Origin of the sequence: Shewanella putrefaciens (assembly GCF_016406305.1) — a bacterium.
GTDB lineage: Bacteria > Pseudomonadota > Gammaproteobacteria > Enterobacterales > Shewanellaceae > Shewanella > Shewanella putrefaciens_C.
The window spans coordinates 3,449,699-3,465,216 of sequence record NZ_CP066369.1; the positions used below are offsets into that span (position 1 = coordinate 3,449,699).

At 46.2% G+C, this 15,518-nt stretch carries 14 protein-coding genes; 2 read left to right on the forward strand and 12 right to left on the reverse strand.

Translation table 11 applies throughout. The annotated features are described in order from the left end of the window. Positions 1-28: 28 nt before the first annotated feature. The 10 genes from nqrE to JFT56_RS15135 all read right to left on the reverse strand — a co-directional run bounded on the left by nqrE (position 29) and on the right by JFT56_RS15135 (position 10,412). Positions 29-637 carry an NADH:ubiquinone reductase (Na(+)-transporting) subunit E gene (gene nqrE, locus JFT56_RS15090; protein ID WP_006080469.1) on the reverse strand — a complete coding sequence of 203 codons (609 nt, stop codon included), beginning with the start codon at positions 635-637 and terminating at the stop codon, positions 29-31. A 5-nt stretch (positions 638-642) separates the two neighbouring features. Then, on the reverse strand, positions 643-1,275 hold the full coding sequence (locus JFT56_RS15095; RefSeq protein WP_006080467.1) for an NADH:ubiquinone reductase (Na(+)-transporting) subunit D: 633 nt from the start codon (positions 1,273-1,275) through the stop codon (positions 643-645). Continuing rightward, positions 1,275-2,063, reverse strand: a complete 789-nt coding sequence (locus JFT56_RS15100; protein ID WP_198780842.1) for a Na(+)-translocating NADH-quinone reductase subunit C — start codon at positions 2,061-2,063, stop codon at positions 1,275-1,277. The genes JFT56_RS15095 and JFT56_RS15100 overlap by 1 nt, the downstream gene beginning before the upstream one ends. After that, complete coding sequence (locus JFT56_RS15105; RefSeq protein ID WP_198780843.1) at positions 2,056-3,255, reverse strand: NADH:ubiquinone reductase (Na(+)-transporting) subunit B; 1,200 nt, start codon at positions 3,253-3,255, stop codon at positions 2,056-2,058. The genes JFT56_RS15100 and JFT56_RS15105 overlap by 8 nt, the downstream gene beginning before the upstream one ends. Next, positions 3,255-4,589 carry a Na(+)-translocating NADH-quinone reductase subunit A gene (locus tag JFT56_RS15110; protein ID WP_198780844.1) on the reverse strand — a complete coding sequence of 445 codons (1,335 nt, stop codon included), beginning with the start codon at positions 4,587-4,589 and terminating at the stop codon, positions 3,255-3,257. Before JFT56_RS15110 ends, JFT56_RS15105 begins: the two co-directional genes overlap by 1 nt. A gap of 403 nt (positions 4,590-4,992) precedes the next feature. Continuing rightward, positions 4,993-7,044, reverse strand: coding sequence for a TonB-dependent receptor domain-containing protein (locus tag JFT56_RS15115; protein ID WP_198780845.1), 2,052 nt, complete (start codon positions 7,042-7,044; stop codon positions 4,993-4,995). A 156-nt stretch (positions 7,045-7,200) separates the two neighbouring features. Then, positions 7,201-7,710: an S-ribosylhomocysteine lyase gene (luxS, locus tag JFT56_RS15120; protein WP_198780846.1), complete on the reverse strand. Its 510-nt coding sequence runs from the start codon at positions 7,708-7,710 to the stop codon at positions 7,201-7,203. 163 nt (positions 7,711-7,873) lie between these two features. Further along, entirely contained in the window at positions 7,874-8,989 is a 1,116-nt protein-coding gene (locus JFT56_RS15125) for a TRAP transporter substrate-binding protein (protein ID WP_198780847.1), read from the reverse strand. A gap of 253 nt (positions 8,990-9,242) precedes the next feature. Continuing rightward, positions 9,243-9,563, reverse strand: coding sequence for a BolA family protein (locus JFT56_RS15130; RefSeq protein WP_198780848.1), 321 nt, complete (start codon positions 9,561-9,563; stop codon positions 9,243-9,245). Positions 9,564-9,710: 147 nt separating this feature from the next. Beyond that, complete coding sequence (locus tag JFT56_RS15135; RefSeq protein WP_233095526.1) at positions 9,711-10,412, reverse strand: alpha-ketoglutarate-dependent dioxygenase AlkB family protein; 702 nt, start codon at positions 10,410-10,412, stop codon at positions 9,711-9,713. Between the two features lie 83 nt (positions 10,413-10,495). On the opposite strand from JFT56_RS15135, the gene JFT56_RS15140 reads away from it, so the two are divergent. Further along, complete coding sequence (locus JFT56_RS15140) at positions 10,496-11,629, forward strand: methyltransferase (RefSeq protein WP_198780849.1); 1,134 nt, start codon at positions 10,496-10,498, stop codon at positions 11,627-11,629. A gap of 99 nt (positions 11,630-11,728) precedes the next feature. Here the strand turns inward: JFT56_RS15140 and JFT56_RS15145 are convergent, their stop codons facing one another. Then, a complete protein-coding gene (locus JFT56_RS15145; protein WP_198780850.1) occupies positions 11,729-13,024 on the reverse strand; it encodes an O-acetylhomoserine aminocarboxypropyltransferase/cysteine synthase family protein in 1,296 nt (431 codons plus the stop codon). A 634-nt stretch (positions 13,025-13,658) separates the two neighbouring features. Here JFT56_RS15145 and JFT56_RS15150 point away from each other — a divergent pair. Beyond that, positions 13,659-14,066 (forward strand): GreA/GreB family elongation factor, encoded by a 408-nt coding sequence (locus JFT56_RS15150; RefSeq protein ID WP_198780851.1) that lies wholly within the window; start codon positions 13,659-13,661, stop codon positions 14,064-14,066. Positions 14,067-14,556: 490 nt separating this feature from the next. Here JFT56_RS15150 and JFT56_RS15155 read toward each other — a convergent pair whose 3' ends face one another. Then, on the reverse strand, positions 14,557-15,336 hold the full coding sequence (locus JFT56_RS15155) for an AraC family transcriptional regulator (protein ID WP_198780852.1): 780 nt from the start codon (positions 15,334-15,336) through the stop codon (positions 14,557-14,559). Positions 15,337-15,518 lie beyond the last annotated feature (182 nt).

Here is a 15,518-nt window from a genome sequence, read left to right on the forward strand (position 1 = left end):
TCCAATTCAAGAAGCCGTTTGGTGTCCCTTACAGCGACACGCCAGAAAACGACATGAAACCTAAGGCCATTAAACCAGCGGTAATAAAGGTAATACCTAAACCACGCAGGCCGTTAGGCACGTCGGCATACTTCAGCTTCTCACGGATACCGGCCATCAATACGATAGCTAATGCCCAACCTACTCCAGAGCCGAAACCAAACACCACACTCTCACCGAGTTTGTAGTCACGCTCAACCATGAATGATACCGCACCGAAAATCGCGCAGTTCACAGTGATCAAAGGTAAGAAGATACCTAAGGCGTTGTACAAAGGTGGAAAGTACTTATCCAGTGCCATTTCCAGAATTTGAACCAAAGCTGCAATCACACCGATAAAGGTAATGAATTTCAAGAAGCTTAAATCGGCTTCAGGTGCGCCAGCCCAAGCGAGAGCACCAGGAGCGAGCAGCCCTTGATAGATAACTTGGTTAGCAGGAACAGAGATAGTTAACACTACAACTACCGCAATCCCTAGGCCCATGGCGGTGGTCACTTTCTTAGACACAGCCAAGAAAGTACACATACCAAGGAAGAAGGCCAGTGCCATGTTTTCAATGAAAACAGAGCGAATTAACAGGCTAATATAATGTTCCATCGCACTTACCCTTTTGCTTCAACTTGCTCTGGCTTATAGGTACGAATAATCCAAATCAGAACACCGATCAGGAAGAACGCACTCGGAGGCAGTAGTAGCAGACCGTTTGGTTGATACCAGCCACCATCAGAGATCTTGTGCAGGATTTCAACACCGAACAGAGAACCGTTACCAAACAGTTCACGTACGAAGCCAACGGCTAACAGAATTGCACCGTAACCTAAACCGTTACCGATACCATCCATAAAGCTCATCATTGGCGGTGTTTTCATCGCGTAGGCTTCGGCGCGTCCCATTACGATACAGTTCGTAATGATAAGGCCGACGAATACCGATAATTGCTTAGAAATCTGATAAGCATAAGCCTGCAGCAATTGGTCAACCACGATTACCAAAGAGGCAATAATGGTCATCTGTACGATAATACGCACACTGCTAGGAATATGATTACGGATCATTGAGATAAACAGGTTCGAAAACGCAGTTACCGCAGTTAATGCCAACGCCATGACCAATGCAGTTTCGAGCTTGCTCGTTACCGCTAACGCACTACATACACCAAGAACTTGTAATGCAATCGGGTTGTTGTTGACTATAGGTCCTGTCAGAACCTGTTTCAGTTCTTTAGCGTCAGACATTAGCTGAGACCTCCATTGCGTGCTTTTTCAATGAAACTCGCAAAACCTTCTTTACCTAACCAGAATGTCAGTGAATGTTGCACACCGTTACTGGTCAGTGTCGCACCAGATAATGCGTCTACACCGTATTCAGAGCTAGCCACAGCAGGGTTTTTAGTTACGCTGATGGCAATGTTACCTTGCTCATCAAATAACTTTTTGCCATGCCATTTTGCTTTCCACTGGGCATTTTGCACTTCGCCACCTAAGCCAGGGGTTTCACCTTGCTCGTAGTAAACTAGGCTTTGAATCGTGTTGAGATCAGCATCTAACGCGAGGAAGGCATACATAGTCGACCACAGACCATAACCGTGAACGGGCAGGATCACGCTAGTCAATTTACCTTGTTCATCACGAACCAAATAAACCACTGCATCCTCTGCAACACGCTTCACAGAAGCAATGTCGTTCTCAGGTACAAATGAGGTTTTCACATCACGAGAGGCTTTGCGTTGATCGAAAGTATCAGCATTCACACCCTCAACCCAATCACCGGTTTTCAAGTTAACCAGTTTAGCTTCGATGTGTTTACCATAAGTTTCCAAAATTTGCGCTTTGGTCACTTTGCCCGCTTTAGTATCGATAAGACCAGCGGCTTCCAGAATGTACTTTTGCTTATCAAGCAGTTTATTTTCCGCTTGAGTTGGGCGCAGTAACACTGCTGCAGTAGACACAAATATCGCACAAATTAGACATAAGCCAACGACGATAAATAACGTTCTGCCGAACGAATCTTTATTACTAGCCACGGGCAATCCTCCGCTTGATATTTGCCTGAACCACGAAGTGGTCGAACAATGGCGCGAACAGGTTAGCAAACAGAATCGCTAACATCATGCCTTCTGGGAATGCAGGGTTAATCACGCGGATAAACACAGCCATTGCACCGATCAAGATACCGTATGCCCATTTAGCTTGGTTAGTGAATGACGCTGACACTGGGTCTGTCGCCATAAACATCATGCCAAACGCAAAACCACCTAACACTAAGTGCCAGTACCAAGGCATTGCAAACATTGGGTTAGTGTCACTACCGACAAAGTTAAGCAGCGTAGAAATGGCAATCATACCCACCATCACACCACCAACAATGCGCCATGAAGCAATACGGGTATAGATGATGACCAGACCACCTAACAGAATCGCTAATGTAGACACTTCACCGACAGAACCAGGAATGAAACCGAAGAACGCATCCCACCAGTTTTGGTTAATGGCGTAATCTAAGGTGCCAGATGCCGCTTGGCTCAGTGCAGTTGCACCAGAGTAACCGTCAGCCACAACCCATGAGGTATCACCTGACATGTTCAGCGGATACGCGAAGAACAGGAAGGCACGACCCGCGAGTGCTGGGTTTAAGAAGTTACGCCCTGTACCACCGAACACTTCTTTCGCCACGACCACACCGAAGGTGATACCCAGCGCCACCATCCATAATGGGATAGTTGCTGGCAGCGTTAAAGCGAACAGGATAGAGGTAACGAAGAAACCTTCGTTGACTTCATGACCGCGGACAGAGGCAAACAGCACTTCCCAGATACCACCGACGGCAAACGTCACCGCGTAGATAGGTAGGAAGAAACAGGCGCCATACCACATCAGTGCAGGCCAGCCAGAGTTTGCCGTCAGTTCGGTACCGAACATGCTAAACAAGCTCACTTGCCATACGTCAGGGGTCGCAAAACCAGCCACGAGCGCTAATTGAGCTTGTAAACCTACGTTGTACATACCCACGAACATCGCGGGGAAAGCACAGGCCCAAACCGTAATCATCATACGTTTTAGGTCGAGGTTATCGCGAACGTGGGTTTTGCCCTTGTTCACTTTACCCGGGGTATAAAAAATGGTGTATGCCGCTTCGAATAGGGCATAAAACTTTTCGTATTTACCGCCTTTTTCAAAGTCGGGTTCAATACGTTCGAAAAAATCTTTCAAGCTCATTAGCCTTCCCTCTCGATCGTATCTAGACAGTCACGCAGATATGAACCGTAGTCATACTTGCCTGGGCATACGAACGTACACAGTGCGAGATCTTCTTCATCTAACTCTAATGCGCCCAAGGTAGCAGCACCGTCGAAGTCACCCGAAATCAGGTCACGCAACAACATAGTAGGAAGAATGTCCAGAGGCATAACACGCTCGTAGTTACCAATGGGTACCATAGCGCGGTCTGAACCACCTGTACTGGTCGTCATACTGAACAGACGAGAAGGAGCAAGATGTCCTAAGAATGCACGAGTAATTGAATATTTATTTGAGCCTGGTAATACCCAGCCTAAAAATTCTTTCTCTGTACCTTCTTCTAACAGACTCACTTGAACATGGTAACGACCTAAATACCCCTGCGGGCCAACGGCGGTACGACCGTTCAGAACAGAACCTGAAACAACACGTACATTACCATCTAAGGCTTCGCCAGCAGTCAATTCAGCCATGCTTGCACCCAATACTGTACGAACCAGTCTTGGTTTGGCCGCTTTAGGACCGGCAATCGCAACCACACGTTCGGTATTGAGCTCACCCGTCGTAAATAGCTGACCAATGGCTATTACATCTTGGTAACCAATATGCCAAACAGTACGTTTTGCAGAGGCAGACAATAAGAAGTGAATGTGAGTACCGACTAATCCTGCAGGGTGCACACCGGCAAATTCTTCAACTTGGGCGTTTGCGGCAGGGATATCGGCGCCAGGCGCTTTACAAAGGTAGACTTTACCTTCAGTGAGTCTTGCTAAGACTTTAAGACCATTAGCAAAATCTTCTTTATGCTCGCGGATCACCACAACGGGATCGGCAGCATGGGGTTGAGTATCAATCGCGGTTACAAAAATACCAGCGGCAGATGAATCTACAGCAGGAACTTTGCTGAAAGGACGTGTACGCAATGCAGTCCATAAACCTGATTCGATCAGATTGTCACGGACCAGTTGCGAGTCGAGCGTATCGAGTGCAGTGGCGTCATACTTAGCAAAGGTAACGCTTTCGTTGCCTTCCACTTGAATAACGACAGACTGCAGCACACGCTGGGCGCCCCGGTTAATGTCTAATATAGTACCACTGGCTAAAGCCGTATATTTAACGCCTAAATTCTTCTTATCTTCAAAAAGAACCTGACCTTTTTGTACTTTATCGCCCACTTTGATCTTCATCGTAGGACGTAAGCCAATATACTCTTCACCCAAAGTAGCTACATGTTTAATGGCTGGGCCATTATGGATAACTTGCTCTGGTCCGCCTGCTATAGGCAGTTCCAATCCTTTCTTAATTGTAATCATATCCACAAGCACTACGTTTTGAAGGAAAGACAATGCGCCGCGTTCCTGCTAAATACTGAGGTTTTAAACAAAACCTACTGCATTGAGCTAGCGCAGATTTATCACAGAAATGCGATCGCAATCACGCTGGTCGCGCGCATTTTACCCCAATTGACTTGGCATCGCCACGAAAATTATAGGTGTTTTCAAACCTAAAATACGGATTTAAAAGAATCATGCGCTACGGCGTTCACCTTCCAACCTAGTGACGGATCAGAAAGAGAGAATATTACGGTCGGCAAATACTATAACATTAATTTCTAAAGATTTAATTTAGCAAAAAGTAGTGGGAGTCTATAAAACTCCCCAATAGTATTTTTCTTATCTATCACCGAATAAAATTCAAACAATATTTACACTAAGCTTAGAAACGCCATTGGTAACCTAAATAGCTGATCCGTCCATTTTCTGATCGAATTCCGCTATTTGATGCTGTTGTGACCAGTGACTCATCTAAGAGATTTTCGATACGAAAATAAAATTCATGGTGACGGTCAAATTGATAACTGGCCGCTAAATCGACCCGCCATTGACTCGACACCGTTTGCAGCTCAGAGCCAAATTGCGTTAATTCCCGCTCAGACTGATAAAAGGCATTTAAATTAACACCATATTCGGCATAGTTAACCCCGGCACTGAATTGCAGTTGCTGCTCGGGTAACCAGGCCAATTTATCCCCCGCTGAGACACAACCTTGGATAGCGGTACAGGTATTGATTTGATATTCAGAACTCAGATATTGATAATTCAGCCCCAAAGGTAACTGCACTTCACCGAGATCCCAGCGATAACCTAGGCTGAGTTCCACACCATAAGTGAGCACATCTGGCACATTTTCTTGGGCTAACAAGCGCGCATCTGAGCACATTGAATAGGCATCGCAGCCCACATGCAGATTATCAAACTCTTGAACATAGGCTTTAATGTCGGCGCTCATGCCGTCACTGGCGTATTGGGCACTGACTTGATAATGGAGCGAAACCTGCGCTTCTTGTTCACTATTGCCCGCACTTGCCGCGCTCCAGGCTCGGCGTATATCAGTGCTAAAACGCCAATCTCCCGCGTCGTATAACACCCCTAATTGTGGCATCCAATCACTATCGGAAAACTCCACCGCCTCGAGCCCAGCATAATCTAAGTTAACTTCGCGGCTCACATCCACATGCTCATAAGTGAGTGCTAACTTGATTTGCAGCCCTTGCCAATTGAACAATGAATCAATGGCGGAAGTGAGAGCGGTCGCATCATCGGTGTAAGCCAAGATATCCGTAGCGGCACCACCAGCAATGCTTCTGTCTGCCAGCCATTGTCCCTGTTGCTCAGCAAAACGCATTTCGGCTTTATCGGTATGATAACGGGCACTATAAATCACTTGATGCTCACCGTACTGAGTGATCGATTGGGTTTGAGTGCCAAAAGAGCTGTAGTCATTGTCCTGCATTAGGGCTGTGAGTTCTGCCCCATCGGCTGTGGGCTGTCGATCGAATGCGGCAATAGCAGCAAGGTTCTGAGTATCAATGTCCTGACCGTTGAATTGGCTTAATTGATTTAATTGCTGTGAATAGGATTGGTAGTAAAAGTCGGTAACCACTTTACTGCTTCCTAGGGACACTTGATGTGAAAGCTGGTATTTATGGTGTCGCCCTTGGTGCTCATCCTCTGCACTCGCAGAATAAAGCATGAGCGGATCCTTGAGCCAGTCGGCCTCAGTCAATCCCAATTGTGAGCGGTAACTATCATCATCGATAAATTGATAGGTAAATTCTGTCACCTGTGGGCTTCGGGCGCCGAGCAGGCTAGAGGCATTCATTTTGAAGAGAATATCTGTGGTTCGCCTGTCGGCATCACTATCATTGAGAAAGTATCCATCACCTTGATTTTGGCTATAATTTGCCGCCAGCACCATACCATATTCTTTTTGTTTAACCCCCCAGTTCATACCCGCATTAAAATCCGAGTCGGTCGTGCCTTCGACCATTAGACTGGCATTCTGCGCGTGATCAGCAATGGCTAGACTCTGGTAATTTATCACCCCAAACGCACCTTGTCCGCCAACGGCCATATCCGCGAGGGGGGTAACGGTAACACTCTGTTGCTGCAAAAGATGCGGCAGTAGCTGTAACTGTGGTGCACTGTAGGGCGCAGGAGAGAAATACACCCTGTCTTGCATCACCGCCACACCTTGGCTAGCCGAACGCATACCGACATTGGCCGTATTACCACTGTGATCGGCGGGCAGTAAGGTTAATGAATTCAAATGACTGAGCATCATCACATCATCACTGCTGTGATAGTTATCATGGAGTTCGCTGAGTTCTAGGGTTTGATAGTAAAGCGGGTTGGCAGAGAGAACATTTGAGCAAACGAGCGAAACCGCAGCCGCGGTAAGCGATACTGCAAAATAGTGACTAGACATACCAAGCTCCCAAAAGTGTTTGTTAGCGTACGGTGTTTTTGTTATTAAGTTGTAAAATAGCTGAATTTATTCCAAAAAAAAAGCGACATTGTCGCTTTCTTCTATCTGTAGCTATAACGCTAAACTGCCACTTTCAGTATTAAGGGCGGTTAAGACTTAGAGTTTGCCGAGGATCTCATCGCTTAATTTCAGATCATCATTGCGATTCACACTCACGCCCGCCGCAATAATATTACGGGCGATATCCTGTGCCTGCTCTAATGAATGCATTTCATAGGTGCCACACTGGTATTCGTTCAGCTCAGGGATCTCTGATTGCTCAACGACTTTGAGTACATCTTCCATTGAAGCCAACCATGCATCGGCCACTTGGCGCTCTGTTGGCTCACCAATCAAACTCATATAAAAACCAGTGCGACAACCCATGGGTGAAATATCAATAATTTCAACGTCATTGCCATTTAAGTGATCGCGCATAAAGCCTGCAAATAAATGCTCCAGAGTGTGAATACCACGCTCGCTGAGGATCTCTTTATTCGGCGCACAAAAACGCAGATCAAATACCGTAATCGCATCGCCCTTTGGCGTGCTCATATGTTTAGCGACTCGGACTGCGGGTGCATTCATTCGAGTATGGTCAACGGTAAAGCTATCAAGTAATGGCATAGGGACCTCCAAATTCTCAGGGCGACATCAACGCCACTGTCACTGTCTATATAGATTGCCAGCATATCATCAAATGAATTAGGTCGATAACAAGATAAGGTAAGATGAAATCATCTCATATAAATCCGCCGCTAATATGACCATTTAATAACAACTCTGGCGATTATTGTTGCCTTTGTTGGCTGTAGGCATCCTCGGCTATTTTATGATACTGACGTACGCCTTGTTCATAGACGTGGTAGGCATCGTAAACTTTACGCATTAAAGGGTCTTGATTAGCTTGTTCTTCAATCACTCTCAAGGAAATCTGCTCAAGTTCTGTTAGCACTTGGGCGGGAAATTCCCTTAACTCAACCCCCTCATCTTTGACTAAGATATTAAGGGCTGTCACATTGCGGGTCGTATATTCATCGAGCATATCTTGGTTTATGGCCCTAGCCGCGACCTTCACAATGGCCTGCAAATCCTTAGGAAGTGCCTCGAAGGCGGCTTTATTGATTAAAAACTCCATATTAGAACCCGGCTCATGCCAGCCGGGGTAATAGTAGTACTTAGCCACTTTATGCAAACCAAAGGCAAGATCGTTTAATGGTCCCACCCATTCAGCCGCATCAATCGACCCCGTTTGCAGCGCGCCATAGAGTTCACGGCCCGCCATATTTACGGGGACGGCACCGGCTCGTTTTAACACTTCGCCGCCTAAGCCCGGCATACGGATCTTCAAACCTTTAAAATCGGCAATAGTGTTTATCGGCTTATTGAACCAGCCGCCCATTTGCATCCCCGTATTACCGCCCGCCAGCGGTATCACCCCAAAGGGGCGATACACTTCTTCCCAAAGCGCCATACCGCCACCATAGTGCAGCCAGCCATTCATTTCTTGGGCCGTCATACCAAAGGGAATAGAGGAAAAGAATTGCGCCGCGGGTGTCTTACCCTTCCAGTAATAAGAAGCGGCATGGGCCATTTGAATTTTGCCCTGACTGACACCATCGAATACGGCAAAGGCGGGCATCAATTCACCTGCGCCATGGACCAGGATCTTTAAGCGGCCATTGGACATATCATCGACAAGGCGGGCAAAACGCTCGGGGGCCATGCCTAAACCGGGGAAATTTTTAGGCCAAGAAGTTGCAAGACGCCACTCGATAACTTGGGGACTAGATGATAGCGTGCTGCCCGGCTCTCCTGATGCATTTCCCGCATTGCCTGCCGGCGGCTTGCAACCGCTAAGCACCACAAGCAACAGAGTCAAAAGCAGGGGCCCAAACCTATACATCTTATACACTCCCTAGTTTCAATCACCCCTCTTTATTAAACCTGAGTCAGCGTTCTTTACGAGAAGTATTAAGCACCTTGATGCGCGCTAAACACCCACAAAATAGAACATATTGTTAACACAGAAAATTCAGCAGGGAAACTAAAGAATGCCCTCCATGTGACTTAATACAAAAAGCCACTTCCGAGGAAGTGACCTAAAACAAAAAAGCCACTTCCGAGGAAGTGGCTTAGTCGCAAGTACCCGTTAACGCTTAACCGCGGCAATTGGGGGTACGGGGAACTTCCACATTCGCATCCCACTCACTTGGGGTAAAAGTATGAATAGAAAGCGCATGCACACCTGTGGCTAACTCATGGGCTAAACAGTTATTGATTAAACGATGACGTGCCAATAGGCGCAGCCCATCAAATTCCTCACTCACCAATACCACTTTAAAGTGAGTCTCTGAATTAGGCGGAACATGGTGACGATGGCTTTCGTTCAGAACCTCTAAGTGAATTGGCGAGAAGCTATCCGTTAACTTCTGTGTGATGGTCTCGGCCACTGTAACCTGCGTGTGCATATTGGACATAGTCGAATCTCAGAATGGGAAAATCCAGTGGCCGCAGAGTACTGCTTCAAGTTAAAAAGATCAAATTCACCGGGCCAATTTTGTTAATGATGACTCACTCTATTGCAACATTAATCGCAATATCAACGCCATATCTTAAGGTAATTATTAGCCATGATAATTCACTACCAGTTGCCTAAAAGTGTAGTTCCAACGGGGGTCTTTAACCTTTAATCGCTTAGGCACACTGTGCAGCCAATCGCGCTGCATGGGCCAATGCATGATCAGCAAATCACCACTGTGCAAACTGATGCGGTATTTTACTTGGCTATGTTTATGTTTAATCACAAAATCCCGGGTAGCGCCAAGGTTGATAGAGGCAATATCACTGCCATGGGCGATTTCTGGCTCATCATCACTGTGGGCGCCCATACACTCTTTACCATCGGCGTAACGATTCACTAATACGCCATTACTCGCTAAGCCAAAATCCCGGGCGAGTTTTTCCCTCAATTTATAGGCATACTTAGGCCAAGGTAAGGCGCGGATAAAAAGGCCTGAATATAGATAGTCACAGCCCAAATCACCAAACCACACTTGTTGGCGAGGAATCGCGTGAAACTGACCGAAAACTTGGATTTCGGGGCGGCTCAAGGGATAAGTCTGCGCTTCTTGCAATAATGCCGCTTGCTGCTCGGCATTAAGATAACCGCGCACTAAGGTAATGGGCGGCTTCGCTTGCGTCTCTTGCTGCTCAAGGTTAGGCTGCGCCGCTGGGATATTCGACAGGGTAGCCCCTCGAGCATCCGTTTGTTTAAATGATGTTGGGCAATCATCCTCAGTATCGAATCCAAACTTCCCTTGCTGCATAGACATACTCCCAGCGAGCCGTCGCACTCAATCGTGAAATCTGCGATAATCTGCGCCTTAAATTTATTGGCGCAGTGTGGCACATGACAACACAATTTTCAGTAGCGGGTGTTGAACTCGAACTTTTACGGTATCCAGCTCAGCAGGAATCTAATCTTCAAGCTTGGGATGCCGCCGACGAACACTTACTCAAGAGCCTTGTTGAGTCAGAACAAGCCGCAGTGCCAACCGCCATTATCAACGACAGTTTCGGCGCCTTAAGCTGTGCGCTATCGAAACGAAATCCACGTTGGCCGCTCTTTGTTGAAACCGATGCCAGAACCAGTTTTTTAGGCACAGAGCAAAATCATATCCGCAATCAATTGCCTATGGATAATCTGCAATGGTTTACCAGCCGCGATACTTTGCCAGACAACTTAGCCTTAGTATTGATGAAGTTACCTAAAAACTTAAGCTACTTTGCCCACCAGCTCACGCGCCTGTCACAAGTGTTACCCGCTGGCACTCGTGTATTAGTGGCCGCCAAAGCCAAATCAATCAATAGCGCCCTGCTCGATATCTTTGCGAAACATTTAGGCCCAGCAAGCGCCAGTTTAGCCTGGAAAAACACCCGAGTGATCACCTGTTTAAGCGATGGTAAACCAAGAGCCTTACCTAAAGAAGTAACTTGGGCCGTACCTGAATATCAACTTGAGATCAGCAATTTAAGTAATGTATTCGCCGCCAATAAACTCGATATTGGCGCACGTATCATGCTCGATAATCTGCCCAAGGGGGATTTTAAAACCATTGTCGACCTCGGCTGTGGCAATGGCGTGTTAGGGTTACGCGCATCCCAGTTATTCCCAGAGGCTGATATCCACTTTATCGATGATTCTGAAATGGCGGTCGCATCGGCCAAGGCAAACTGGGCACGCAATCAATTGCCCGCAGATAAGGGCCACTTCTATTGGGACGATTGCATGACGCATCTACCCGATGATGTGCAGCCGGATTTAGTACTGTGTAACCCGCCCTTTCACCAAGGCGAAGCCATTACCGATCATATCGCCTGGCAGATGTTTTTAGATGCTCGCCGCCGCTTAAAAGACGGAGGTATTTTACATATCGTCGGCAACCGCCATCTGGCCTACCATGTGAAATTGCAGCGCTTATTTAAGAACTGCACCACAGTGGCCTCTAACGGTAAATTTGTGATCCTGCAGGCGAAAAAGTAACCCCGCAGTATTAACATGCCTTTGCGCACTAAAAAGCCGCCATCGAATAATCTATGGCGACTTTTTAGGTTTTCACTATGAATGATGAACTAAATGCTATTAGCTCACTAATGCCCTATCGAGAGCCTGGGCCACATCGGCAATAATGTCGTCGATATGCTCAATCCCCACCGAGATACGAATAAGATCCTCAGACACGCCCGCCCTCGCCAATTCATCGGCATCGAGCTGTCTGTGCGTGGTGCTCGCAGGGTGACAGGCCAAGGACTTCGCATCGCCAATATTGACTAAACGCAGGATCATCTGCAGCGCATCGATAAAACGTCCACCGGCAAGCTTACCTTCTTCAGGCGTGGCCGCTTTAATCCCAAAGCTAATGATTCCAGAGGCTTTGCCGCCAGTGATCTTGTGACAATTATCCTGATAAGGGCTGCTCGGCAAGGCGCCGTAGTTTACCCAACTCACCGCCGGATGCAGCACCAGATATTCGGCTAATGCCAAGGCATTCGAGCAATGGCGCTCCATTCTAAGGCTTAAGGTTTCAAGGCCTTGCAGCAGTAAAAATGCACTGTGGGGTGACAGTGCGGCGCCGGTATTACGCAGCGGTACCACACGGCAACGGCCAATAAATGCAGCTGGGCCAAAGGCTTCTGTGTAAACCACGCCGTGGTAGGAAGGATCGGCTTGGTTGAGTAAGGCAAATCTTTCCTTATTAGCGACCCAATCGAACTTGCCAGAATCGATAATCACCCCGCCAATCGTTGTGCCATGGCCACCAATGTATTTGGTTAAAGAGTGGATAACGATATCGGCGCCATGCTCAAAGGGGCGACATAACACTGGAGTCGCGACCGTATTATCGACTATTAAAGGCACGCCATGCCTATGGGCAATCTCGGCTAAACGTTGTAAATCGACAATATTGCCCGCCGGATTACCAATAGATTCGCAGAACAAGGCCTTGGTTTTGTTATCAATCAACTCATCTAAGCCTTCAAAATCATCGAAGGCCGCCATGCGCACTTCAACGCCTTGGCGCGGCAACGTATGGGCAAACAGATTATAGGTGCCGCCATAGAGCTGACTGGTACTGACAATATTATCGCCAACTTGAGTCAGGGCTTGAATTGCATAGGTAATCGCCGCCATACCCGATGCCACAGCCAGCGCACCTATGCCGCCTTCAATGGCCGCCAGACGTTGCTCTAGCACGCTAGTGGTAGGATTCATTATCCGAGTATAAATATTGCCAGCGACTTTTAAGTCAAATAAATCAGCACCATGCTGGGTATCATCGAAGGTATAAGAGGTCGTTTGATAGATAGGTACCGCGGCCGCCTTAGTGGTCGCCTCTGACTCATAACCGTGGTGTAATGCCAGTGATTCAAGCTTCATTTTGCCTTCCTTATCCGTAGCAGCCCAGTATTCAATCGACATTGAAAATTGCACAGGATTTGTGCATGTTCAACAAGCTAACAGATAGACATCTAGAAGTCTAAAACTTTTTAATCCCGAATTAAAAACTGCGACCGAGAACAAAAATGGGCTTTTTTCCCGAAATAAGCTTTTGCACTCTTCGATATCAAAGGTTAATAAAAACCACAAAACTATTACTCAAAGGATTCAATTATTAAAAGGATTCTATATTTTCAGGCTTGCTTTATATTTTTACTTGACCTATGGTATCAGCCAAGCAATTACTTATTTAGTTAATGGCAAGATTTAGTTAATGGCAAGACCGATATACTAAATCGATATACAAAAAATAAATAATCAATCGAATATCAACTTTTGACTGGAGATGTAACACTATGTTTAGCACTGCATTTTCATCACTATTTCCCCATGCATTAGCTAGCACATCTAGTGTCGTAAGCTCAATCCGCCTCTCGCTCAAATTCCCAGTCTAAGCCGAGCGTCACTCGCGCTCGGCAGAATTATAACTTTTTGTGAAATAAGCACAGAGTAAAACTACTACTCTTTTAAATTTCTACGCTTATATTTTAACTTTGTTATTTCAGAGGCGGCAATGGCATATTCTTTTTTTAGCGGTCTTTTCCAGAATTTTATTCTAAAAACTGAAACCTATTATTTACAAAACAGTTTTAACGCCTCACTGCGCCCAATGGCTTTGGCAGGCGTGATTAGTAAGCTTGAACAGCTAAAACTTGAAGCGTCGAGTGATAAAGTGACTGTGGGACGGGAAATTCACTTAGTTAATCTGCAGGATCAACAAGAGTACCAAATTGAGCTAGTGTATCCGCCAAGGCATAAACCCAGTGCAGGACGCTTCTCTGTTATCTCCGATTTGGGTGTCAGCTTACTTGGGCTGTCAAAGGGTGAACTGGCAGAGGTGAGCATTTTAGGTAAACCAGTGCTGTTTATGATTAAAGATGTCCGTTTAGCCAAAAAACAACCAAAAAATAAAGTAGTTTAAAAAATAAGCATGTTCAATTCAGTGGCAACATGCTTTTTACTCGCTATTTGCGGCGGCATTTAGCACAGAAAAACCAATATATTGGAGGAAGAAATTTTGAAGTTATTAACTGGCCGCGAAATACATTGAAGCAAGTGAATCTAAATTTAACCTTCTTAAAAATTGACTAAGGTATGGCAGCGCTTAAGCATAAAATAAGAAGGTTATTTAAAGGACTCGCTCTTCCTATTTAATATCTCAAGCTTATTAACTGAAAACTTGAGCTTAGCTATCAGTGAGAACCGCGGCGCTACACTCGATAGCCTCACTTCACTTGGGAGTATTTTCCATGAGTAAAGAAAAAGCGAAAAAAACGCCGATGAAAACCTTAAAAGAAAAACGTCAGGATAAACGGAACCGCCAAAAAGCCTCCGATTAACTCCTGTTATTAAAGTCCCTTAAATCCTCTCTTTTATTCAGCAATAGGGTGCAGCAATTGCTGTGCCCTTTTTTATGCCAGCTGGCGTCGGTATTGTTCTGGGGAATATTGGGCGTATTTTTTAAACATCACTATATAGGGCGATGTCTGGTTGTAGCCTAAGGTCAGCGCAACTTCCTTGATAGATAAGCCTTCACGTAAAAGTTGTAGCGAATAAATAAACTTATGTCGCTGTCGTAATTCAGTAAAACTCATTCCAAGGCTATCTTGGCAGCGCCGAGCAAGGGTACGTTCTGTGGTATGCAGTTCACTCGCCCAAATGTTAAGACTCTTTTGGCTGGCGGGATCGAGTTCAAGCTGCTGTAAAATCGGCTGTAACAACTTATCGCTACTCGAAGGTAAAAATTGCGGCTGCGCCTGCCCCAAAACTAACTGGTCGATTAACACCTCAACCAAACGTTTATCCGCATCGCTCTTAGCGACGCTCATCTGCCGCGCCCGGAGATCATTCACTATCGCCTGTGCGATTGGGGTTACGGCGAGTAAACAAGTCTCACGGGGAAAGGCAAGCGAGCGACTCGCGGCGATATTCATCGAACAATAATGAATACTGCGGCGGGTATAGCTCTCATGTTCTATGCCTGCAGGTACCCAAATCGCATATTGAGACGGCGATAACAATCGCTGCCCCGCCGCATGTAACTCCATAATGCCGCCACTGATCAACTGCACTTGCCCCCAAGTATGTTGATGCTTAGGCGTGATGGTATTAGGCAAAAAGGCTTCATAGTTAAAGAAAATATCTGCAACTGGCGCCTGTTCGGCCCCTAGAGGATGGTAAACAGGGCGCATCTGTACTCCAATAAAGGTACTTTCTAACAATTCTTGGCATACACATTAGGATTTATTGTCCGCCGAGGAACTGACATTGTCTTTTAAGCGATATTTATATCACAAAAGACCAGAGATAATAGCACTCAACCTTTGACACCTGTTTATGCCGCCCGGCATAAGCCCGTCTTCACCTCAATAAA

What these genes read in the sequence shown, in the direction of transcription:
- nqrE (WP_006080469.1), bottom strand. Translation starts at nt 637, where the DNA reads ATGGAACATTATATTAGCCTGTTAATTCGCTCTGTTTTCATTGAAAAC.
- JFT56_RS15095 (WP_006080467.1), bottom strand. Translation starts at nt 1,275, where the DNA reads ATGTCTGACGCTAAAGAACTGAAACAGGTTCTGACAGGACCTATAGTC.
- JFT56_RS15105 (WP_198780843.1), bottom strand. Translation starts at nt 3,255, where the DNA reads ATGAGCTTGAAAGATTTTTTCGAACGTATTGAACCCGACTTTGAAAAA.
- JFT56_RS15110 (WP_198780844.1), bottom strand. Translation starts at nt 4,589, where the DNA reads ATGATTACAATTAAGAAAGGATTGGAACTGCCTATAGCAGGCGGACCA.
- JFT56_RS15115 (WP_198780845.1), bottom strand. Translation starts at nt 7,044, where the DNA reads ATGTCTAGTCACTATTTTGCAGTATCGCTTACCGCGGCTGCGGTTTCG.
- luxS (WP_198780846.1), bottom strand. Translation starts at nt 7,710, where the DNA reads ATGCCATTACTTGATAGCTTTACCGTTGACCATACTCGAATGAATGCA.
- JFT56_RS15125 (WP_198780847.1), bottom strand. Translation starts at nt 8,989, where the DNA reads ATGTATAGGTTTGGGCCCCTGCTTTTGACTCTGTTGCTTGTGGTGCTT.
- JFT56_RS15130 (WP_198780848.1), bottom strand. Translation starts at nt 9,563, where the DNA reads ATGTCCAATATGCACACGCAGGTTACAGTGGCCGAGACCATCACACAG.
- JFT56_RS15135 (WP_233095526.1), bottom strand. Translation starts at nt 10,412, where the DNA reads ATGCAGCAAGGGAAGTTTGGATTCGATACTGAGGATGATTGCCCAACA.
- JFT56_RS15140 (WP_198780849.1), top strand. Translation starts at nt 10,496, where the DNA reads ATGACAACACAATTTTCAGTAGCGGGTGTTGAACTCGAACTTTTACGG.
- JFT56_RS15145 (WP_198780850.1), bottom strand. Translation starts at nt 13,024, where the DNA reads ATGAAGCTTGAATCACTGGCATTACACCACGGTTATGAGTCAGAGGCG.
- JFT56_RS15150 (WP_198780851.1), top strand. Translation starts at nt 13,659, where the DNA reads ATGGCATATTCTTTTTTTAGCGGTCTTTTCCAGAATTTTATTCTAAAA.
- JFT56_RS15155 (WP_198780852.1), bottom strand. Translation starts at nt 15,336, where the DNA reads ATGCGCCCTGTTTACCATCCTCTAGGGGCCGAACAGGCGCCAGTTGCA.